Here is a 22,969-nt window from a genome sequence, read left to right as displayed (position 1 = left end):
GAGGAGGGCGACCCTAGTGGCCAACGAGGACAAGCTCCGGGACTACCTGAAGCGGGTCACGGTCGACCTGCAGAAGACCCGGCAGCGCCTGCACGAGGTGGAGGCGTCCGCGCACGAGCCGGTCGCGATCGTCGGCATGGCCTGCCGCTACCCGGGGGGCGTGGCGAGTCCCGAGGACCTGTGGCGGCTGGTGGAGTCCGGGACCGACGCCACCGGCGCGTTCCCGACCGACCGCGGATGGGACCTGGAGTCGCTCTACGACCCGCAGTCGCTGCGCGAGGGCACGTCCTACACCTCGCGCGGCGGCTTCCTGTACGACGCGGCGGACTTCGACCCGACGTTCTTCGGCATCAGCCCCCGCGAGGCGGTCGGCCTGGACCCCCAGCAGCGGCTGCTGCTGGAGGTCGCGTGGGAGACCCTGGAGCGGGCCGGCATCGACCCCGCCTCGCTCGCCGGCAGCCCGACCGGCGTGTTCACCGGCCTGATGTACCACGACTACCTGGGCAGCAACAGCTCCGGCAGCGTGGTCTCCGGCCGGGTCGCCTACACGCTTGGGCTGGAGGGGCCGGCGGTCACCGTCGACACCGCCTGCTCGTCGTCGCTCGTGGCGCTGCACCTGGCGATCCAGGCGCTGCGCCGGGGCGACTGCACGCTCGCGCTCGTCGGCGGCGTCTCGGTCATGGCGACGCCGCTGACGTTCGTCGAGTTCTCCCGCCAGCGCGGCCTGTCGCCGGACGGGCGGTGCCGCTCGTACTCGGCGGACGCCGACGGCACCGGGTTCGCCGAGGGCGCCGGCGTGCTGCTGGTGGAGCGGCTGTCGGACGCGCTCGCGCACGGTCACCGCGTCCTGGCGGTCGTCCGGGGCTCCGCGGTCAACCAGGACGGCGCGTCGAACGGGCTGACCGCGCCGAACGGGCCGTCGCAGCAGCGGGTCATCGAGGCCGCGCTGGTCGACGCGGGCCTGTCGACGCGCCAGGTCGACGTGGTCGAGGGGCACGGCACCGGCACCACCCTGGGCGACCCGATCGAGGCGCAGGCGCTGCTCGCGACGTACGGCCAGGACCGGGAGGACCCGCTCTGGCTCGGCTCGGTGAAGTCGAACATCGGCCACACCCAGGCCGCGGCCGGGGTCGCCGGGGTCATCAAGATGGTCGAGGCGATCCGGCGCGGCGTCCTGCCCGCGACGCTGCACGCCGAGCAGCCGTCGGACCAGGTGGACTGGACGGCCGGCAACGTGCGGCTGCTGACCGCCGCCACGCCGTGGCCGCGCACCGGTCAGCCGCGCCGGGCCGCGGTCTCGTCGTTCGGGTTCAGCGGCACGAACGCCCACGTGATCGTGGAGCAGGCGCCGGACGCCGCCGCGCCCGAGCCCGCCTCGGCGCCGGTGACGTCGCTGCTGCTCACCGCCCGCGACGCCAACGCGCTGCGGGACCAGGCACGGCGGCTCTCCGCCGTGGTGTCGCAGGTGGAGCCGGCCGAGCTGGGCTACGCCCTGGCCACCACCCGGTCCCGCTTCCCGCACCGGGCCGCGGTCGTCGGCTCCTCCGCCGAGGAACTCGGTGCCGGCCTGGCCGCCCTGGCGCGCGACGAGCAGGCCGCCAACCTGGTCCGCGGCCGGGCGGCGGACGGCCGGGTCGGGATGCTCTTCTCCGGGCAGGGCGCGCAGCGCCTCGGCATGGGCCGCGGGCTGTACGCGGCGTACCCGGAGTTCGCGGCGGCGTTCGACGAGGTGTGCGCCGCCCTCGACCCGCACCTGGACCGGCCGCTGCGCGAGGTCCTCGACACCGAGGACCTGCACCGGACCGGCTGGACCCAGCCCGCCCTGTTCGCCGTCGAGGTGGCCCTCTACCGGCTCGTCCGGTCCTGGGGCGTCACCCCGTCGGTCCTGGCCGGGCACTCGATCGGCGAACTGGCCGCCGCGCACGTCGCGGGGGTGTTCCCGCTCGCCGACGCGGCCCGCCTGGTCGCGGCCCGGGGCCGGCTGATGCAGGCCCTGCCGGCGGGCGGGGCGATGCTCGCCGTGCAGGCCACCGAGGACGAGGTCGCGCCGCTGCTCGGCGTTGACGCCGACATCGCCGCCGTCAACGGCCCGGACTCGGTGGTCGTCTCCGGCACCGAGGAGGCGGTGGCGGCGGTGGCCGCGCGGTTCGCCGACCGGCGCACCCGGCGGCTGACCGTGTCGCACGCCTTCCACTCGCCGCTGATGGACCCGATGCTCGCGGAGTTCCGGGCGGTGGCCGAGACGATCTCGTACGCGCCGCCGAGCGTCCCGCTGGTCTCCACGGTCACCGGCGCGCCGGCGGGCGACGAACTGGCGACGCCGGAGTACTGGGTCGGGCAGGTCCGCGCGACCGTGCGCTTCGCCGACGCGGTACGCGCCGCCGCCGCGACCGGCGTCACGACGTTCCTCGAACTGGGCCCGGACTCGGTGCTCGCCACCATGGCGGCGGACTGCCTGGACGGGGACGTGCTGGCCACGCCGGTGCTGCGCCGGGACCGCGACGAGCCGCCTGCCCTGGTGGAGGCGCTGGCGCGGCTGGAGACCCGGGGCGTCACGATCGACCCGGAGGCGTTCTACCACCGGTCCGGGCCGTCCTGGGTCGACCTGCCGACGTACGCCTTCCAGCACGAGCGCTTCTGGCAGGACAGCGTCGAGCCGGCCGCCGCGGGCGAGGCCGGCGACGACGACGGCCTCTGGGCGGCGGTGGACAGCGGTGACCTCGACACGGTGGTCACCACGCTCGACGTGGACCCGCAGGCGCCCCTGGCGTCGGTGCTGCCCGCGCTCTCCGCGTGGCGCCGGGGCCGGCAGGAGCGGTCCGCGCTGGACGGCTGGCGTTACCAGGCGCGGTGGGAGCGCCGCCCCGGCGGCACGCCGGCGGCGCTGACCGGCACCTGGCTGCTGGTGGTTCCCGAGCCGGCGGTGACGGGCGACACGGGTGGCGCGGTCGCCGACGCGCTCGCCGCGCACGGCGCCACCGTCGTCACCACCGACCCGGCCGCCGTCGCGGACCACCTCGACGGGGAACTCGCCGGCGTGGTCTCCCTCCTCGCGCTCGACGAGGCGTTCCTGCCCGGGCACCCCGGCGTCCCGGCGGGCGCCGCGGCCACCCTCGACCTGATCCGTACCCTCGCCGGGCGGGGCGTCGCGCTGTGGTGCCTCACCCGTGGGGCCGTCGCCACCTCCCCGGCCGACCCGGTGACCGGCGTCGCGCAGTCGCAGGTGTGGGGCCTCGGCCGGGTCGCCGCGCTGGAGCTGCCCGACACCTGGGGCGGCCTGGTCGACCTGCCCGCCGAGCTGGACGGGCGCTGCGCCGCCGCGCTGGCCGGCGTGCTCGCCGGCATCGGGGAGGACCAGGTCGCGGTGCGCCCGGACGGGGTGTTCGTCCGCCGGCTGCACCGCGCGCCGGTCACCGGCAACCCGCGCTGGCGCGGCGCGTCCGGCACCGTCCTGGTCACCGGCGGCACCGGCACCCTCGGCATCGAGGTCGCCCGGCTGTACGCGCGGCACGGCGCCGAGCGGCTCGTCCTGCTGAGCCGGCGCGGCACCGCCCCCGCCGAACTCCTCGACGAGCTGCGCGGGCTGGGCCCGGAGGTCGACGTCGTGGCCTGCGACGTGGCCGACCGGGCGGCCCTGGAGGCGGTGGTCGACCGCTACCCCGACGTGCGCGCCGTGGTGCACGTGGCGGGCCTGGCCCAGCTCACCGGCATCGTGGACATGGACCTCGCCGAGTTCACCGACGTCGTCTCCGCGAAGGTCGCCGGCGCCGCCAACCTCGACGCGATCTTCGCCGAGCGGGACCTCGACGAGTTCGTGCTCTTCTCCTCCGTGGCCGGCGTCTGGGGCAGCGGCGGCCAGGCCGCCTACGCCGCCGGCAACGCCCACCTGTGCGCCCTCGCCGAGGCCCGGCGCGGCCGGGGACAGCCGGCCACCGCCCTCGCCTGGGGACCGTGGGCCGAGAGCACGCTGGTGGACGACGAGATCTCGGCCTCGCTGCGCAAGCGGGGCCTGGCGCCGATGGCGCCGGAGCGCGCCGTCGCGGCCATGCGTACCGCCCTGGCGGCCGGCGACACGGACGTGCTGCTCGCCGACGTGGACTGGGCCACCTTCGTGCCGTCGTTCACCGCGCTGCGGCCGAGCCGGCTGTTCGACGCCATCCCCGATGCGGTCGCCGACGAGGCGCCGACCGACACGTCCACCTCGTCGGACTTCGCCCGCCGCCTCGCCGACCTGCCGGAGGCGGAGCGCCTCGACCACGTCGTCGGGCTGGTCCGCACCCAGGTCGCGCTCACGCTCGGCTACGCGGGCCCGGAGGCGGTCGAACCGGCCTCCGCGTTCAAGGAGCTGGGCTTCGACTCGGTCACCGCCGTGGAGTTCCGCAACCGGATGGTCGAGGCCACCGGCGTACGGCTCTCCGCGGCCGTCGCCTTCGACTACCCGACCCCGGTCGCGCTGGCCGAGCACCTGTTGGAGACCGGTCGCACCGAGGTGGTCGTCGGCACCGTCGCCGCCGACGAGCCGATCGCCATCGTCGGCATGAGCTGCCGCTTCCCCGGTGGCGTCGGCTCGCCGGAGGAGCTGTGGACGATGCTGCGCGAGGGACGCGACGGCATCGGCCCGTTCCCCACCGATCGCGGCTGGGACCTCGACGGCCTGTTCCACCCCGACCCGGAGCACTCCGGGACCAGCTACGTCCGCGAGGGCGGCTTCCTCGCCGACCTGCCGGGCTTCGACGCGGCCTTCTTCGGCATCAGCCCGCGCGAGGCGGAGGCCATGGACCCGCAGCAGCGGCTGGTGCTGGAGGCGTCCTGGGCGGCCTTCGAGGACGCCGGCATCGACCCGACCACGCTGCGCGGCAGCGCGACCGGGGTGTACGTCGGCGCCAACAACATCGACTACGCCCGGATCACCGGCGCGGCGGGCGCCAGCGCGGAAGGCTTCATGGCCACCGGCAACGCCGCGAGCATCATGTCCGGTCGCCTGTCGTACGTGCTCGGGCTGGAGGGCCCGGCCGTGACGGTGGACACCGCCTGCTCGTCGTCGCTGGTCGCGATGCACCTCGCGGTGCGGGCGCTGCGCTCGGGCGAGTGCGCGATGGCGGTCGCGGGCGGCGTGACCGCCATGTCGACCCCGGGCGCGTTCCTGGAGTTCAGCCGGATGCGCGGGCTCGCCCCGGACGGGCGCTGCAAGGCGTTCGCGGCCGGCGCGGACGGCACCAACTGGGGCGAGGGCATCGGCGTGGTCGTGCTGGAGCGGCTCTCCGACGCGCTCGCCGCCGGCCACGAGGTCCTCGCCGTGGTACGCGGGACCGCCGTCAACCAGGACGGCGCGTCCAACGGGCTGACCGCGCCCAACGGGCCGGCGCAGCAGCGGGTCATCCGGCAGGCGCTCGCCGACGCCGGGCTGTCCACCGCCGACGTCGACGTGGTCGAGGCGCACGGCACCGGCACGACGCTGGGCGACCCCATCGAGGTCGACGCGCTCTTCGCCACGTACGGCCGCGACCGCGCCGGGGACCGGCCGCTCTGGCTCGGCTCGGTGAAGTCGAACATCGGGCACACCCAGGCCGCCGCCGGCGTGGCCGGGGTGATCAAGATGGTGCTCGCGCTGCGGCACGGCGAACTGCCCCGGACCCTGCACGTGGCCGAGCCGACGGCGCACGTCGACTGGTCGGGCGGGGTGCGGCTGCTGGCCGAACCGCAGCCGTGGCGGCGCGACGGCCACCCCCGTCGCGGCGGCGTCTCCTCGTTCGGATTCAGCGGCACCAACGCCCACCTCGTCATCGAGGAGGCCCCGGAGGCGCCCGAGGCCGCCCGGTCGAACGACGACGAGCCCGTCGCGCTCGTGCTCTCCGCCCGGTCGGACGGCGCGCTGCGCCAGCAGGCCGCCGAACTCCAGCCGTTCCTGGCCGACGTGCCGCCCCGCGACCTGGCGTACTCGCTCTCCCTGCGGACCACCCACCCGCGCCGCGCGGTCGTGGTGGGCGGGGCCGACGAGCTGCGCGCCGGCCTCGCCGCGCTCGCGGCGGGGGAGCCCGCGCCGAACCTGGCCACCGGGGTCGCCGCCGGCACGGCCGGGAAGGTGGCGTTCTCCTTCCCCGGGCAGGGCTCGCAGTGGATCGGCATGGCCGTGGAGCTGCTCGACGCCTCCCCGGTGTTCGCCGCGCGGATGGCCGAGTGCGAGGCCGCGCTGGCGCCGCACGTCGACTGGTCCCTGGAGGCCGTCCTGCGGCAGGGGGAGGAGCTGGACCGGGTGGACGTCGTCCAGCCCGTCCTGTTCGCCGTCATGGTGTCGCTCGCGGCGCTGTGGCGGTCCCACGGGGTCGAGCCCGCCGCCGTGGTGGGGCACTCCCAGGGCGAGATCGCCGCCGCCTGCGTGGCGGGCGCGCTCTCCGTGGCGGACGCGGCCAGGGTCGTCGCCCTGCGCAGCCGGGCGCTGCTGCGCCTGTCCGGCAAGGGCGGCATGGTCTCCGTGCCGCTGCCGGTGGCCGAGGTGCGGGAGCGGCTGGAGCGCTTCGGCGGCCGGGTGACCGTCGCGACCGTCAACGGGCCGCGCTCGACGGTGGCGGCCGGCGAGCTGGACGCCCTCGACGAGCTGCTGGCCGAGTGCCAGCGCGACGGCGTGCGCGCCAAGCGCATCGACGTGGACTACGCGTCGCACTCGGCGTACGTGGAGGAGCTGCACGAGGAGCTGCGCGACGTCCTGGCCGGGCTGGAGCCCCGCCGGCCCGACGTGCCGCTCTACTCGACTGTGGACGACCGCTGGCTGGACGACGTCGCGATGGACGCCGAGTACTGGTACCGCAACCTGCGCCAGACCGTGTGGTACGAGCCGGCCATCCGGGCCCTGCTCGACGCGGGCGTCACCACGATCGTCGAGGTCAGCCCGCACCCCGTGCTGACCATCGGCGTGCAGGACGTCATCGACGACGCGGAGGCCACCGCCACCGTGGTCGGCTCGCTGCGCCGCGACGAGGGGGGCCTGGCGCGTTTCCTGCTCTCCCTGGGCGAGGCGCACGTCCACGGCGTCCACCCGATGTGGGGGTACGAGGGCGCGCGGCGGGTCCGGCTGCCCGGCTACCCGTTCCAGCACGAGCGGTTCTGGCCGGCCGTCGCGCCGGCCACCGCCGACGCGGCCGGGCTGGGCCTCGCCGCCACCGAGCACCCGCTGCTCGGCGCGGCGGTCGCGCTGGCCGACACCGACGGCCTGCTGTTCACCGGCCGCATCTCGGTGGCCGCCCACCCGTGGCTGGCCGACCACCGGGTCGGCGGGCAGGTGTTCGTGCCCGGCACCGCGCTCGTGGACCTCGCGGTCCGCGCGGGCGACGAGGTCGGCTGCGGCCGGGTCGAGGAGCTGACCCTGACCGCGCCCCTGGTGCTGCCCGAGAAGGGCGGGGTCCAGGTGCAGATGCGCCTCGGCGCGCCCGACGAGAACGGGCAGCGGCAGCTGACCGTCCACTCCCGGCCGGACGGGGTCGCCACCGACGCGGCGCCGTGGGTGCGCAACGGCGTCGGCCTGCTCGCCCCGGGGGAGCCGGCGGGCGGTTTCGACACCGCGTGGCCGCCGGCGGCCGAGCCCGTGCCGGCCGACGAGCTGTACGCCACCCTGGCCGCGGCCGGTCTCACGTACGGCCCGACGTTCCAGGGCGTACGCCGGGTGTGGCGGCAGGGCGAGGACGTCTTCGCCGAGGTCGCCCTGCCGGCGGACGCCGCCCGGACGGCGGCCGGGTACGGCCTGCACCCGGCGCTGCTCGACGCCGCGCTGCACCCGCTCGCGCTCGTCACCAGCGGCACCGAGGCGCTGCTCCCGTTCGAGTGGAGCGGCGTGTCCGTGCACGCCGTCGGCGCGACGGAGCTGCGCGTCCGGCTGCGTCCGCGCGGCCGGAACACGGTCGCGGTGACCGTCGCCGACCAGAGCAACACCGTGGTCGCCGAGGTCGAGTCGCTGGTCCTGCGGGAGGCCACCGCCCCCGCCCAGCCGAGCACGCACCACGACGCCCTGTTCCGCCTGGAGTGGACCCAGGTCGCCGCGCCCACTGCCCCGCCGGACGCCCGCTGGGCGGCCCTCGGCGGGTGCACCCTGCCGCAGGACGCCGGCCTCGTCACCGACGCCTACCCGGACCTGGCGACGCTGCGGGCCCGCGTGGCGGACGGCGCGCCGCCGCCCGCCCTGGTCGCGCTGCCCTGTGCGGCCGGCGACGCCGACGATCCCGCCCAGGCGGCCCACCGGGTCGTCCACGACACCCTCGCGGTGCTGCGCGAGTGGCTCGCCGACGAGCGGTTCGCCGACACCCGGCTGGTCGTAGTCACCCGCGACGCGGTGAGCGTGCACGAGTCGGCCCCCGACCTGGCCAGCTCGCCGCTGTGGGGCCTGCTCCGCTCGGCCCAGAGCGAGAACCCGGACCGCTTCGTCCTGCTCGACGTCGACGACCACCAGCCGCACCGGGTGCTCGCGGCGGCGGTCGCGACTGGCGAGCCGCAGCTCGCCGTCCGCGACGGCGTCCTGCTGGCCCCGCGGCTGGCCCGCGCGGCCAGCAGCCCCGCGCTGGCGGCGCCGCCGGTCGACCGCTGGCGGCTGGACGTCACCGAGCGCGGCACGCTGGACAACCTCGCGCTGCTGCCCGAGGCGGAGGAACCGCGCCCGCTGGGGCCGGGCCAGGTGCGCATCGCGATGCGGGCCGCCGGCCTGAACTTCCGGGACGTGCTGATCGCCCTCGACATGTACCCCGGCGGTGGGGTGATGGGCGGCGAGGGGGCGGGCGTGGTCGTCGAGACCGCGCCGGACGTGACCGGCGTCGCCGTCGGCGACCGGGTCATGGGCCTGTTCCACGGCGCCTTCGGCACCGAGGTGGTCACCGACGCGCGGATGGTCGTGCCGGTGCCGTCGGACTGGTCGTTCGCCACCGCGGCGTCGACGCCGATCGCGTTCTGCACCGCCTACTTCGCGCTGGTCGACCTCGCCCAGGTGAAGCCGGGGGAGCGGGTGCTGGTGCACGCCGCCGCCGGTGGCGTCGGCATGGCGGCGGTCCGGCTCGCCCGGCACCTCGGCGCGGAGGTGTACGGCACGGCCAGCACCGGCAAGTGGGACGCGCTGCGCGCGATGGGGCTGCCGGAGACGCACATCGGCAACTCCCGCACGCTGGAGTTCGAACAGCGGTTCGGCGCGGCCGGCATCGACGTGGTGATCGACTCGCTGGCCAAGGAGTTCGTCGACGCCTCGCTGCGCCTGCTGGGCGCGGGCGGCCGGTTCGTCGAGATGGGCAAGACCGACGTGCGGGACCCGCACCAGGTCGCCGCCGACCATCCCGGCGTCTCCTACCAGGCGTTCGACCTGCTCGCCATCGACCCGGACCGGGTCGGCGCGATCCTGCGCGACGTGGTCGCCCTGTTCGAGGCGGGCGAGATCACGCCGCTGCCGGTACGGCCGTACGACATCCGCCGCGCCCCGGAGGCGTTCCGGTTCATGTCCAAGGCCCGGCACGTCGGCAAGCTCGTGCTCACCGCGCCGCCCCGGCGGGACCCCGACGGCACGGTGCTCGTCACGGGCGGCACCGGCACCCTCGGCGGCCTGCTCGCGCGGCACCTGGTGACCCGACGCGGGGTGCGGCACCTCCTGCTGACCAGCCGCCGTGGCCCGGACGCCCCCGGGGCCGCCGAGCTGGTGGCCGAGCTGACGTCGTACGGCGCGGAGGTCACCGTCGCGGCGTGCGACGCGGCGGACCGCGCGGCGCTGGCCGAGACCCTGGCCCGGGTGCCCGCCGCGCACCCGCTGACCGCCGTGGTGCACACGGCGGGCGTCCTCGACGACGGGCTGGTCTCCGCGCTGACGCCCCAGCAGGTCGACGCGGTGCTGCGGCCCAAGGTCGACGCGGCGGTCAACCTGCACGAGCTGACCCTGGGCGGCGAGCTGGCCGAGTTCGTCGTGTTCTCCGCGGCGGCCGGCACGATGGGCGGCCCCGGGCAGGGCAACTACGCGGCGGCGAACACGTTCCTGGACGCGCTCGTGGCGCGGCGCCGCGCGGCCGGGCTGCCCGCCCGTTCGCTCGCCTGGGGGCTGTGGAGCGAGGCGAGCGGGATGACCGCGCACCTCGACGCCAACGACCGCGCCCGGATGGCCCGCGTCGGGCTGCTGGAGCTGTCGGTGCAGCAGGGCATGGCGCTCTACGACGCGGCGGAGCTGATCGACGAGCCGCTGCTGGTGCCGATGCCGGTGGACCCGGCGGCGCTGCGCGAGCTGGGCCGGGTGGGCATGCTGCCCGCGCTGCTGCGTGGCCTGGTGCGGGGACCGTCCCGCCGGGCGGTGGAGCAGGCGGCGCAGTCGCCCGGCGCCCTGCGGGACCAGCTGGCGAGCCAGAGCGGCCCGCAGCGGCGGCACACCGCGCTGGAGTTCGTCAAGGCGCAGGCCGCCGCCGTGCTCGGGCACGCCGGCGCGAGCGCGGTGGACCCCGACCGGCCGTTCACGGAGCTCGGCTTCGACTCGCTGACCGCCGTCGAGTTCCGCAACCGGCTGAAGGCGGCCACCGGCCTGAAGCTCTCCGCCACCATGGTCTTCGACCATCCGACCGCCGCGGCGCTCACCGACCACCTGCTGGCCGGGCTGGCCCCGGCCGAGGCGGACCCGGCCGCGGCGCTGCTGGCCGAGCTGGACCGGCTGGAACGCTCGTTCGCCCAGGCCGGCGCGGCGGGCCTGGAGGAGACGGTCAAGGCACGGATTACCGAGCGGTTGCACGCGGTGATGTCGAATTGGCGTGGCAGGTCCGACGTGGACGCCGAACCTGACGGACCGGACGTGGGCCTGGTGCTGAAGACCGCCTCGGCCGACGAGCTGTTGCGGTTCATCGACGACGAACTCGGCGCCGCCTGATCCGCTCGCGCTGAGGAGGGCTTACTGATGGCGAACGAAGAACAGCTTGTCGAGTACCTCCGGCGCGTGACGGCCGACCTGCACGAGACGCGGCGGAAGCTGCGGACCGCCACGGAGCGGGAGCCGATCGCGATCGTCGGCATCGGCTGCCGCTTCCCCGGCGGCGTGCGCTCCGCCGACGACCTGTGGGAGCTGGTGTCGTCCGGCGGGGACGGCATCACCGACTTCCCCACCAACCGGGGCTGGGACCTGGACGACCTGTTCGACCCGGACAGCGGCACCGGCACCAGCTACGTGCGGCGGGGCGGCTTCATCCCGGACGCCACCGACTTCGACGCGGGCTTCTTCGGCATCAGCCCGCGCGAGGCGCTCGCGATGGACCCGCAGCAGCGGCTGATGCTGGAGACGTCGTGGGAGGCGTTCGAGCACGCCGGGATCGACCCGCACTCGCTGCGGGGCAGCCGGACCGGCGTCTTCGTCGGCGCGAACAGCGTCGAGTACCTGAACGCCATGCAGCGCGACGTCGACGCGCTGATCGGCTACACGATGACCGGCGTCGCGGGCAGCGTCGTGTCCGGCCGGGTGTCGTACGTGCTGGGGCTGGAGGGCCCGGCCGTCACGGTGGACACGGCCTGCTCGTCGTCCCTGGTGGCGGTGCACGTGGCCGCGCACGCGCTGCGCAGCGGCGACTGCGACCTCGCGCTGGCCGGCGGCACCTGTGTCATCTCCACGCCCGGCACGTTCGTCGAGTTCTCGAGCCAGAAGGGGCTCGCCCCGGACGGGCGGATCAAGGCGTTCGCCTCGGCGGCGGACGGCACGGCGTTCGGCGAGGGTGTCGGCGTACTCGTGCTGGAGAAGCTGTCGGACGCGCGCCGCAACGGGCACCGCGTCCTGGCGGTGGTGCGCGGCTCGGCGGTCAACCAGGACGGCGCGTCGAACGGCCTCACCGCGCCGAACGGGCCGTCGCAGCAGCGGGTCATCCGCGCCGCGCTGGCCAATGCCGGGCTCACCACGGCCGACGTGGACGCGGTGGAGGCGCACGGGACGGGCACCACGCTGGGCGACCCGATCGAGGCCCAGTCGCTCATCGCCACCTACGGCCAGGAGCGCGACCGGCCGCTCTGGCTCGGCTCGGTCAAGTCGAACCTCGGGCACACCCAGGCCGCCGCCGGCGTCGCGGGCGTCATCAAGATGGTCATGGCGCTGCGGCACGAGGAGCTGCCCCGCACCCTCCACGTCGACAAGCCGTCACACCACGTGGACTGGGCCGACGGCGCGGTCCAGCTGCTCAGCGAGCCGGTGCGGTGGCCGCGGGGCGAGAACCCGCGGCGCGCGGGCGTCTCGTCGTTCGGCATCTCCGGCACCAACGCCCACGTGCTGATCGAGGAGCCACCGGCCGCCGAGGCCCCCGGGAGCGCCGCGCCGACCGGGGACCCCGGGGGCGCCGCGCCGGCCGAGGGCCCCACCACGTGGGTGCTGTCGGCCCGGACCGAGACGGCGCTGCGCGACCAGGCGGTCCGGCTGCGCGAGCACCTGGCCGACGACCTCGCCGCGCACGACGTCGCGTACGCGCTCGCCACCACCCGCGCCCGCCTCCCGCACCGCGCCGTCCTCGTCGGGGACCGGGCGGAGCTGTCCGCCGCGCTCGACGCGCTCGCCGACGGCGGCGCCGCCCGCAACCTCGTCACCGGGCTCGCCGACGTCGGCGACCGCACCGCGTTCCTCTTCCCCGGCCAGGGCTCGCAGTGGCTGGGCATGGCCGCCGAGCTGCTGGACACCTCGCCCGTCTTCGCCGCCCGGATGGCGGAGTGCGCCACCGCCGTGGACCGGCACACCGACTGGTCGCTGCTCGACGTGCTGCGCGGCGTCCCGGGCGCCGCCTCGCTGGACCGGGTCGACGTCGTCCAGCCCGCGCTGTTCGCCATGATGGTCTCCCTGGCGGCGCTGTGGCGCTCGCACGGGGTCGAGCCCGCCGCCGTCGTCGGGCACTCCCAGGGCGAGATCGCCGCCGCCTGCGTGGCCGGCGCGCTCTCCCTGGACGACGCCGCCCTGGTGGTGACCCGGCGCAGCCAGTTGATCGCCGTGGACCTCGCCGGGCGGGGCGGCATGGTGTCCGTGTCGGAGCCGGTGGCGAAGGTCGCCCGGCGTCTGCGTCCCGGGCTGTCGGTCGCCGCCGTGAACGGGCCGTCCACCGTGGTCGTCTCCGGCGCGCCCGAGGCGCTCGACGAGCTGCTGGCCGAGTGCGAGCGCGACGAGGTCCGCGCGCGGCGCATCGACGTCGACTACGCCTCGCACTCCGCGCACGTGGAGTCGATGCGCGACGAGCTGCTGCGGGTACTCGCCCCCGTGCGGCCCCGCACCAGCGACGTTCCGCTCTACTCGACCGTCACCGGCGAGCTGATCGACACCGCCGAGCTGGTCGCCGAGTACTGGTACCGCAACCTGCGGCAGACCGTCGAGTTCGAGCAGACCGTACGCGGCCTGATCGCCGACGGGATCGACTCCTTCGTCGAGGTCAGCTCGCACCCGGTGCTCGTACCCGCCGTGCAGGACCTGCTCGACGAGGCGGGCGGCGGCGCGGTCGTCGGCACCCTGCGCCGCGACGAGGGCGGCCTGCGCCGGTTCCTGCTGTCGCTGGGGCAGGCGCACACCCGCGGCGTGCAGCCCGACTGGGCCACGCTGGTCACCGCCCCCGCCCGACCGGTCGCCCTGCCGACGTACGCCTTCCAGCGCCGGACCTACTGGCCCACCGGCGCCGGCGGCCCGGTCGACGCCACCGGCCTCGGCCTGGGCTCCACCGGGCATCCGCTGCTCGGCGCGACCGTCTCGCTCGCCGGCGCGGACGGGGTGCTGCTCACCGGCCGGCTGTCGACCTCGGCGCACCCGTGGCTCGCCGACCACCGGGTGGCGGGCCGGATCTTCCTGCCCGGCACGGCCTTCGTCGAACTCGCGATCCGGGCGGGCGACGAGGTGGGCGCCACCGAGGTCGAGGAGCTGACGCTCGAGGCGCCCCTGGTGGTGCCGGAGCGGGGCGCGGTGCAGGTCCAGCTCCGGGTCGGCGAGCCCGGCCCGGACGGCGCCCGGCGGCTGACCGTCCACTCGCGGCCCGACGGCGACGGCCCGTGGACCCGGCACGCCACCGGCACCCTGGGCGCCGGCACGCCCGGCGCCGACGACCGGGCCCCGGCCCCGGCGGGGGTCTGGCCGCCCGCGGGCGCCGAGGCCCTGGACACCGGCGAGCTGTACGACCGGTTCGCCTCGCTCGACGTGACGTACGGCCCCGCCTTCGGCGGCCTGGGCTCGGTGTGGCGGCGGGGCGACGAGGTGTTCGCCGAGGTCACCGCGCCCGAGGCGGCGAAGGTCGCGGGCTTCGGCCTGCACCCTGCGGTGCTCGACGCGGCGCTGCACCCGCTCGGCCTGGGCGTGTTCACCTCAGACGACGGCGAGGGCGGGCCCTGGCTGCCGTTCGCCTGGCACGGGGTGACCCTGCACGCCACCGGCGCCGCCCGGCTCCGGGTCGCCATCCGGGCGGCGGGCCCGAACGCCGTCGCGGTGACCGTCGCCGACCACACGGGCGCGCCGGTCGCCACGATCGACGCGCTGGCCGTCCGCCGCCTGCCCGCGGGCGCGCTCGCCGAACTGACCAACCCGCGCCACCAGGCGATGCACGTGCTCGACTGGGTGCCGGCCGCGGTGGGCGACGGCGGCTCCGCCACGGTCGCGGTCGTGGGCGGCGAACTGCCCGGCGTCACCGCGTACGACAGCCTCGCCGCGATCGCCGAGGTCCCCGACTACGTGGTCCTCCCGGTCACCCGGGACGGCGACGACCTCGTCGGGGCCACGTACCGGGCGGTGGAGCGCACCCTCGCCGCCACCCAGGAGTGGCTCGCCGACGACCGGTTCGCCGCGGCCCGCCTGGTCGTCCTGACCGAGGGGGCCACGGACGCGACCGAGCCCGCGCTCGCCGCCGTGTGGGGCCTGCTGCGCTCGGCCCAGTCCGAGAACCCCGGCCGGATCGTCCTCGTCGACGTCGCGGGCGGGCAGTGGGCGGCGAACCTCGTGCCCGCGCTGCGCTCGGGCGAGCCGCAGCTCGCCCTGCGCGGCACCGAGGTCCTCGTACCCCGCCTCGCCAAGGCGTCCGGGCAGCCGGGCACGGCACCGGAGATCACCGGCACCGTCCTCGTCACGGGGGCGTCGGGCACGCTCGGCGGACTCGTCGCCCGGCACCTCGTCGCGCGGCACGGCGTCCGCCGGCTCGTCCTCGCCGGCCGCCGCGGCATGACCGAGGACCTGAGGACGCTGCACGACGAGCTGACCGCCCAGGGCGTCCACGTGACGGTCGCGGCCTGCGACGCCGCCGACCGCGAGGCGCTGGCCGCGCTCGTCGCGGAGCACCCGCCCACGGCGGTCGTGCACACCGCGGGGGTCCTGGACGACGGGATGATCCCGTCGCTCACGCCGGAGCGGGTCGCGACCGCGCTACGCCCCAAGGTCGACGCGCTCGTGAACCTGCACGAGCTGACCGGCGACGTGAGCGCCTTCGTCGTGTTCTCCTCGGCCGCGGGCGTCCTCGGCGGCCCCGGGCAGGGCAACTACGCGGCGGCCAACGCGTTCGTCGACGCGTTCGCCGCGCACCGGCGCGCCCGGGGCCTGCCCGCGGTGGCGCTGGCGTGGGGCATGTGGGCGCAGCGCACCGGCCTCACCGGCGCCCTCGACGACGCCGACCTCGCCCGGATGCGGCGCTCCGGCGTCCGGCCGCTCGCCACCGAGGACGGGCTCGCGCTGTTCGACGAGGCGCTCTCCGCGCCGGAGGCCGCCCTCGTGCCGATCCACCTGGACCTCGCCGCGCTGCGGGAGCAGGCGACCGGTGGCGTGCTGCCACCGGTGCTGCGCGGCCTGGTCCGCACCCCGGCGCGCCGCCAGGTCTCCGCCGACGCCGCGGCGGCCTCCGACCTGGTCGCGACCCTCGCCGGCCGCGGCCCGGCCGAGCGTCGCAAGGAGCTGGTCGACATCGTCCGTACGCAGGTCGCGGTCGTGCTCGGGCACGGCGGCGCCGAGGCGGTCGGCGCGACGAAGGCGTTCAAGGAGCTGGGTTTCGACTCGCTCACCGCCGTCGAGTTCCGCAACCGCCTGAACGCGGTGGTCGGCCTGCGGCTGCCCGTCACGCTGGTCTTCGACTACCCGAACCCGACGGCGCTGGCCGAGCACCTGGACGCGGAACTCTTCGCCGGAGGGTCGGCCGCCGCCGTGGTCGTGGCCTCGTCCGACGCCACCGACGACCCGATCGCGATCGTCGGCATGGGCTGCCGCTTCCCCGGCGGCGCCACCTCCCCGGAGAAGCTGTGGGACCTGGTGGCGGGGGGCGTCGACGCGGTGGCCGGCTTCCCGACCGACCGGGGCTGGGACATCGACAACCTCGTCGACCCGGACCCGGACAAGCCCGGCCGCACCTACTGCGGCCAGGGCGCGTTCCTCTACGACGCGGCCTGGTTCGACGCCGAGTTCTTCGGCATCTCCCGCCGCGAGGCCCTGGCCATGGACCCGCAGCAGCGGCTGTTCCTGGAGACCTCGTGGGAGGCCGTCGAGCGGGCCGGCATCGATCCCACCGCCCTGCGCGGCAGCCGCACCGGGGTGTTCGCCGGCCTGATGTACCACGACTACACCGCGCACCTGCAGCACCTGCCTCCCGAGCTCGACGGCTTCATCGGCACCGGCGTCGCCGGCGGCGTGGTGTCCGGCCGGGTGTCGTACGCGCTGGGGCTGGAGGGGCCGGCGGTCACCGTCGACACGGCGTGCTCGTCGTCGCTGGTCACCCTGCACCTGGCCGCCCAGTCGCTGCGCCGGGGCGAGTGCTCGCTCGCCCTGGCCGGTGGCGTGACCGTGCTCGCGACGCCCAACGCGTTCATCGACTTCAGCCGCCAGCGGGCGCTGGCCCCGGACGGCCGGTGCAAGTCCTTCGCCGCCGGCGCCGACGGCACCGGCTGGGGGGAGGGCGTCGGGGTGCTGGTGCTCGAACGGCTCTCCGACGCGCGCCGCAACGGCCACCCGGTGCTCGCCGTCGTACGCAGCACCGCGGTCAACCAGGACGGCGCGAGCAACGGCATGACCGCGCCGAACGGGCCGTCCCAGCAGCGCCTGGTCAACCAGGCGCTCGCCGACGCGAGGCTGCGCCCGTCCGACGTGGACGCCGTCGAGGCGCACGGCACCGGCACCACCCTGGGCGACCCGATCGAGGCCCGGTCGCTCATCGCGACGTACGGCCGCGACCGGGGCGAACACCCGCTCTGGGTCGGCTCGATCAAGTCGAACATCGGCCACACCCAGGCCGCCGCCGGCGTCGCCGGGGTGATCAAGATGGTGGAGGCGATCCGGCACGGCGTGCTGCCGCCGACCCTGCACGTCGACGCCCCGTCGCCGCACGTGGACTGGGCGGACGGGGCCGTCCGGCTGCTGACCGGGGCGGTGCCCTGGCCGGAGACGGGACGGCCGCGCCGCGCCGGCGTCTCCTCGTTCGGCATCTCCGGCACCAACGCCCACGCGATCATCGAACAGGCGCCCGAGCCGGTGGTGGTGGACTCGACGGCCCAGGTGCCGGTGGTGCCCCTGCTGGTGTCCGGCCGGGACCAGGCCGCGCTGCGCGACCAGGCGGCCCGGCTCGCCGCCCACCTCGCCGACGACGCCCCGGCCGTGGACGTCGGCTTCTCGCTCGCCACCACGCGTACCGCCCTGCGGCACCGGGCGGCCGTGCTGGGCCGGGACCTGGCCGAGCTGCGCGCCGGACTGTCCGCGCTGGCCCGCGGCGAGAACGCCCCCGGGGTGGTCGGCGGGGTCGCCGACACCGCCGGAGCGACCGCCGTGCTCTTCACCGGTCAGGGCGCGCAGCGGGTCGCGATGGCGGGGGAGTTGCTGGCGTTCCCGGTCTTCGCGGCGGCGTTCGACGAGGTGTGCGGGGAGCTGGACGGGCATCTGGAGCGGCCGTTGCGGGAGGTGCTGGACACCGACGAGGTGCACCTGACGGGGTGGGCGCAGCCGGCGTTGTTCGCGGTGGAGGTGGCGCTGTTCCGGTTGTTCGAGTCGTGGGGTGTGCGGCCGGACCTCGTGGCGGGGCACTCGATCGGTGAGTTGGCGGCGGCGCACGTGGCGGGCGTCCTCACGCTGGCCGACGCCGCCCGGCTGGTGGCCGCCCGCGGCCGGCTGATGCAGGCGCTGCCGGCCGGTGGCGCGATGGTGGCCGTACGCGCCACCGAGGACGAGGTCGCCCCGCTGCTCTCCGACGCCGTGGCGGTCGCCGCGGTCAACGGCCCCGCCTCGGTCGTGCTCTCCGGCGAGGAGGCCGCGACCCTGGCGGTCGCCGAGGAACTGGCCCGCAGCGGCTGCAAGACCAAGCGGCTCACCGTGTCGCACGCGTTCCACTCGCCGCTGATGGATCCCATGCTGGCCGAGTTCCGGGCGGTCGCCGAGTCCGTCACCCACCACCCGCCGGCGATCCCCGTGCTCTCCACGGTCACCGGCGAGCTCGCCGAGCTGACGCCGGAGTACTGGGTACGCCAGGTGCGGGCGACGGTGCGGTTCGCCACGGCGGTCGAGGCGCTGGCGGCGCGTGGCGTACGCACCTTCCTGGAACTGGGCCCCGACGCGGTGCTCACCGCGCTCGGCCGCGAGTGCGTGGCGGACGGCGAGTTCGTGCCCGCGCAGCGCGCCGACCGGGACGGACCGCGGGTGGTGACCGAGGCGCTCGCCCGCCTGCACAGCCGCGGCGTCCCCGTCGACTGGCCGGCCTTCTTCGCCGGCGCGCGCCCGGTCGACCTGCCCACGTACGCCTTCCAGCGCACCCGCCTGTGGCCGGACGCGCCCGCCGTGGCCGCGCCGACCGACGACTTCTGGGCCGCCGTCGAGCGCGCCGACCTGGGCACGCTGCTCGGCCTGGACGACACCGCGTCCCTGAAGGACGTGGCGGTGGCGCTGTCGTCGTGGCGACGCGGGCCCGCGCCGGGCTACCAACTGCGGTGGTCCCCGGTCACGGAGCTGCCGGTGGCCGCGCTGCGGGGCGTGTGGCTGGTGCCGGCGGACGCTGGACGGATCGCCGAGGCGATGACCCGGCACGGCGCCGACGTGCGCCTGTACCGCGACGGCACGGCGGACGAGCTGCTCGACCTGGTGCCGGAGCACGTCGCCGCGGGAATGCTGACGACGGCCGCCGGCCCCACCCCGGCCGGGCTGCTCCGGGCCCTCGACGAGGCCCGCGTCGACACCCCGGTGTGGTGCCTCACCCGGGGCGCGGTCGCGGTCACCCCCGCCGAGCGGATCACCGACCTGGACGGGGCGGCGGCGTACGGCTTCGGCCGCTCCACCGCCTTCACCACGCCCCGGGCCTGGGGCGGGGTCGTCGACCTGCCGGAGGCGCTCGACGACCGGACGCTGGCCGCCCTGTGCCGGGTGCTCACCCGGGGCGCGGGCGAGGACCAGGTGGCGCTGCGCCCGGCGGGCGTCTTCGCCCGCCGGCTCGTCGCGGCCCCCGCGCCGGCCGGTGAGCCGTGGCGGCCGGCCGGCACGGTGGCGGTGCACGGCGGGCCGCTGGCGGACCGGATCGCCGCCCTGCTGGAGGCGGCGGGCGCGACGGTCACCACCGGGGCCGCCGAGACGGTGGTCGTCACCAGCGACGCCGACGACCCGGTCACGACCGCCCTCGCCGCCCGGGCGGAGCGGCTCGTGCTCGTGCAGACGACCGACGAGCTGTTCGGGGTCGCCGGCGCCGCCGAGACGGCGGCCGTGTTCGACGCGATCGCCCAGCAGCGCGACGGGGCGGTGTCGATCGCGGTCGGCCCGGACCTCACCGTCGAGCAGCTCGGCGCGGCGGTGGGCGCGGGCGCGGTCGGCCGGGTCGCCGCCGCAGTGGACTGGGCCTCGTTCGCGCCCGACTACACCCGGTACCGGCCGAGCCCGCTGCTGCGGGACCTGCCGGACGCGATGCGCCACATCACCGAGACCGCCGACGACACGCTCGACGTCGACAGCCCCGACGCGCTGCGCCGGCTGCTCGACGGGGCCGACGAGGCCGAGACCCGCACGGTGCTGTCCCACGTGGTACGGGCCCAGACCGCGTACACGCTCGGTCTGCCGTCGGCCGCCACGGTCGACGAGAACCAGGAGTTCCTCGACATCGGTTTCTCCTCGCTCACCGCCGTGGAGCTGCGGCGCCGGCTCGAGGCCCTCACCGGGCTGGAGCTGACCGCCGCGCTCGTCTACGACCACCCGACGCCTGCCGAGGTGGTCGAGGAACTGCTCGCCCAGCGGGCCCTCGTCGCGTAGCAGACCCCCACGACGAGAGCGGCCCCTCGGCACCCCTCACGGAAGGAAGCCCCCATGAGCAAGTCCGCCCGGATGAGCACCCTCATCAAGCCGCCCAAGGTGGCGTGGAACCCGACGCAACGCCGGCTGCTGCGCGCGGCGGGCATCGCCGACCTGCGCGACGTCGCCCGCAAAGCCGTGCCCCGGATGGTGTTCGACTACTGCGACGGGGCGGCCGACAGCGAGCGCAGTCTCAGCCGCGCCCGGGAGACGTTCGCCAACATCGAGTTCCAGCCGTCGGTGCTGCGCGACGTGTCCGCCCTCGACACCAGCCGCGTGGTGCTGGGCAAGCGGCAGAAGCTGCCGTTCGCCCTGGCGCCCGTCGGGTTCAACCGGGTGATGCACGCCGAGGGCGAGCCCGCCGTGGCCTCGGTGGCGCAGCAGTTCGGCATTCCGTACTCGGTCTCCACCCTCGCCACCACCTCGCTGGCGGACGTCGCCGCCGCCGCGCCGGAGGGGCGGCACTGGTTCCAGCTGTACTTCGCCGAGGACCGGGCGATGGTCAAGGAGCTGATCGCGCTCGCCGAGGAGGCGAAGTTCGACACCATCCTGCTGACCCTGGACACGCCGATCTCCGTGCCGCGCCGCCGCGACATCCGCAACGGGCTCACCATCCCGCCGTCGATGAGCGTCGGCACCATCGCCGAGGCGTTCATGCACCCGGGCTGGTGGATGCGGCAGTGGCGAGCCGGCACCCCGTCGCCGCAGGTGCTCAAGGCGACCGGCGGGTCCGCGTCCGACATGATCAAGCGGGTGTTCAACCCGCGGCTGTCCATCGAGGACGTCGAGTGGCTGCGCGGCGCCTGGTCGGGCAAGCTCGTCGCCAAGGGCGTGCAGAGCGTCGCCGACGCCAGGCGGGTCGCGGACGTCGGGGTCGACGGGGTGTGGCTGTCCACGCACGGCGGGCGCAAGCTCGACCGGGCTCCGGTGCCCGTCGAGCTGCTGCCGCACGTGGTCGACGAGGTCGGCGACCAGGTCGAGGTGCTCGTCGACACCGGCATCACCTCGGGCGCGGACATCGTGGCCGCGATCGCGCTGGGCGCCACTGCCGCCGTGGTCGGTCGGGCCTACCAGTACGGGCTGATGGCCGGCGGCCGGCGTGGCGTCGTACGGGCCATGGAAATCCTGAGCCGGGAGATCGAGGTCACCATGAAGCTGCTCGGGGTCTCCTCGGTGGGCGAGCTGAACCGTTCGCACGTCAGGTTCCGCTGACTGCTCGCAGCGGGTTCGTGGTTCCTCGATTTCCCCGGATGGACCGTCGCGCAGGCCCGAATGGTGGCCGACCGCGGCGAATGCTTCACGGGGGGTGAGGGGTGCCGGTAGGGGTTACTCCCTCCGGAGCCCTTCGCAAGGATCGGACTGTCGTATTTCGGGGCGTACGTGGAGGTATTTGTGGCACGCATGGGCGGGAATGGTCACTGCCGTTCGTTCAACGGGAACGGGAGGATGGACATCATGGTCCGCGACGACGTCACGGGCGAGCTGTTGGTCTTCCCGCACAGCGGCAGCTTCCGTGGTGGCGAGACATTCGACGAGCCGGTGCTGATCGGCACCGGCTTCCACCCGTATCGCAACCACGGGCTGGTCCGTCCCATCGACGTCAACGGCAACGGCTACGCCGACGTCATCGGCGTGAGTATGACCGATATGAACGAAACGCACGGGATCTTCCTCTACCCGAACAAGGGTGGGCTGAACGGTCTCGACACCCTCGGCGAGCCGATCCGCATCTCCGGCGCCCGCGACGACAAGAAGTGGGAGACCCTCGGCATCGCGGACCTGGACCTGGACGGCTGCGACGACATGTTCGGCCGCGAGCAGGACGCGGGCAACGTCGACGCGTTCTTCAACCAGCGGCAGGTCAAGCAGAACGAGACGTACGACCGCACCGCGCACCGCCTGGTGACGGTCGACGTCGAGGACTTCCCGCTGGCGATGGCCGACTTCACCGGCACCGGCCGGCCCGACCTGCTGGTCCGGCGGGCGAACGGCGACCTCGACCTGTACGAGTTCGCGCACAACACCTCCGGCGAGGGCCCCTGGTGGCGCGGCGAGGGCCGGTGGTACACGCTCGGCCGGGGCTGGCAGGAGTTCGCGCACATCTCGGTGACCGACATCGACCTCGACGGCCGGCCGGACCTGCTGGCCGTACGCGCCGACGGCACGCTCGTCGTCCACCTGCACAACGGCAAGTTCGATCCGGAGCAGCCCTCGGCCACGTTCTCCGCGCCGGAGGTCCTCGCGACGGGTTGGCAGAAGTACTCGGTGGTGAGCTGACGTGGGCCAGCTCGTGCCGCGGCCGAGCGGGCCGCCGCGCGTGGCCCGGCGACCCCGCACAGTGGATGTCCGACGAGAGGGGCAGTGGTGAGCGCGAACGAAACCGGCGACCAGGCCGGATGGCGGTTGGTGGTGGACTCGAAACGCTGCATCAGCTCCGGCTTCTGCGTCGGCAGCGCGCCGGAGCACTTCGCGATGGACCCGGTCTCCCGGCCGCTGGCCGACGTGGTGGCCCCGTCCGACCTGGTGGTCGAGGCCGCCGACTTCTGCCCGGTGGAGGCCATCTCGGTGTTCGACGTGCAGACCGGGACGCAGATCGCCCCGGGGCGGTGACGGCGGGCCCGCCGGGTGGCACCACCCGGCGGGCCGACGCCCACCACAGGCCGGCGGTTTCTAGGGGTCGTCGCAACACGTGGTTTGTTGATCAGGCCGCGAGTAGTTTATGCAGGCGCTCGGCTGGGGTTTCCCAGCCGAGCGTTT

General features: G+C 75.6%; 5 protein-coding genes. All 5 read left to right on the top strand.

Going from position 1 to position 22,969, the window contains the following annotated elements; genetic code table 11:
* The first annotated feature begins 16 nt into the window (after positions 1–16).
* The 5 genes from AB0G13_RS21735 to AB0G13_RS21715 all read left to right on the top strand — a co-directional run bounded on the left by AB0G13_RS21735 (position 17) and on the right by AB0G13_RS21715 (position 22,822).
* Positions 17–10,864: a type I polyketide synthase gene (locus AB0G13_RS21735; protein ID WP_357876899.1), complete on the top strand. Its 10,848-nt coding sequence runs from the start codon at positions 17–19 to the stop codon at positions 10,862–10,864.
* 27 nt (positions 10,865–10,891) lie between these two features.
* Entirely contained in the window at positions 10,892–20,173 is a 9,282-nt protein-coding gene (locus tag AB0G13_RS21730) for an SDR family NAD(P)-dependent oxidoreductase (protein ID WP_357876896.1), read from the top strand.
* Positions 20,174–20,227: 54 nt separating this feature from the next.
* Positions 20,228–21,424: an alpha-hydroxy acid oxidase gene (locus AB0G13_RS21725; protein WP_357876893.1), complete on the top strand. Its 1,197-nt coding sequence runs from the start codon at positions 20,228–20,230 to the stop codon at positions 21,422–21,424.
* 189 nt (positions 21,425–21,613) lie between these two features.
* Positions 21,614–22,489: an FG-GAP-like repeat-containing protein gene (locus AB0G13_RS21720; protein ID WP_357876908.1), complete on the top strand. Its 876-nt coding sequence runs from the start codon at positions 21,614–21,616 to the stop codon at positions 22,487–22,489.
* An 87-nt stretch (positions 22,490–22,576) separates the two neighbouring features.
* Entirely contained in the window at positions 22,577–22,822 is a 246-nt protein-coding gene (locus AB0G13_RS21715) for a ferredoxin (RefSeq protein WP_357876890.1), read from the top strand.
* The last annotated feature ends 147 nt before the right edge of the window (positions 22,823–22,969 follow it).

Origin of the sequence: Micromonospora sp. NPDC023633 (assembly GCF_040640035.1) — a bacterium.
Lineage (GTDB): Bacteria > Actinomycetota > Actinomycetes > Mycobacteriales > Micromonosporaceae > Micromonospora.
The sequence above is the reverse complement of the archived record's forward strand: the minus strand, read 5'-3'. Positions and strand labels throughout refer to the sequence as shown.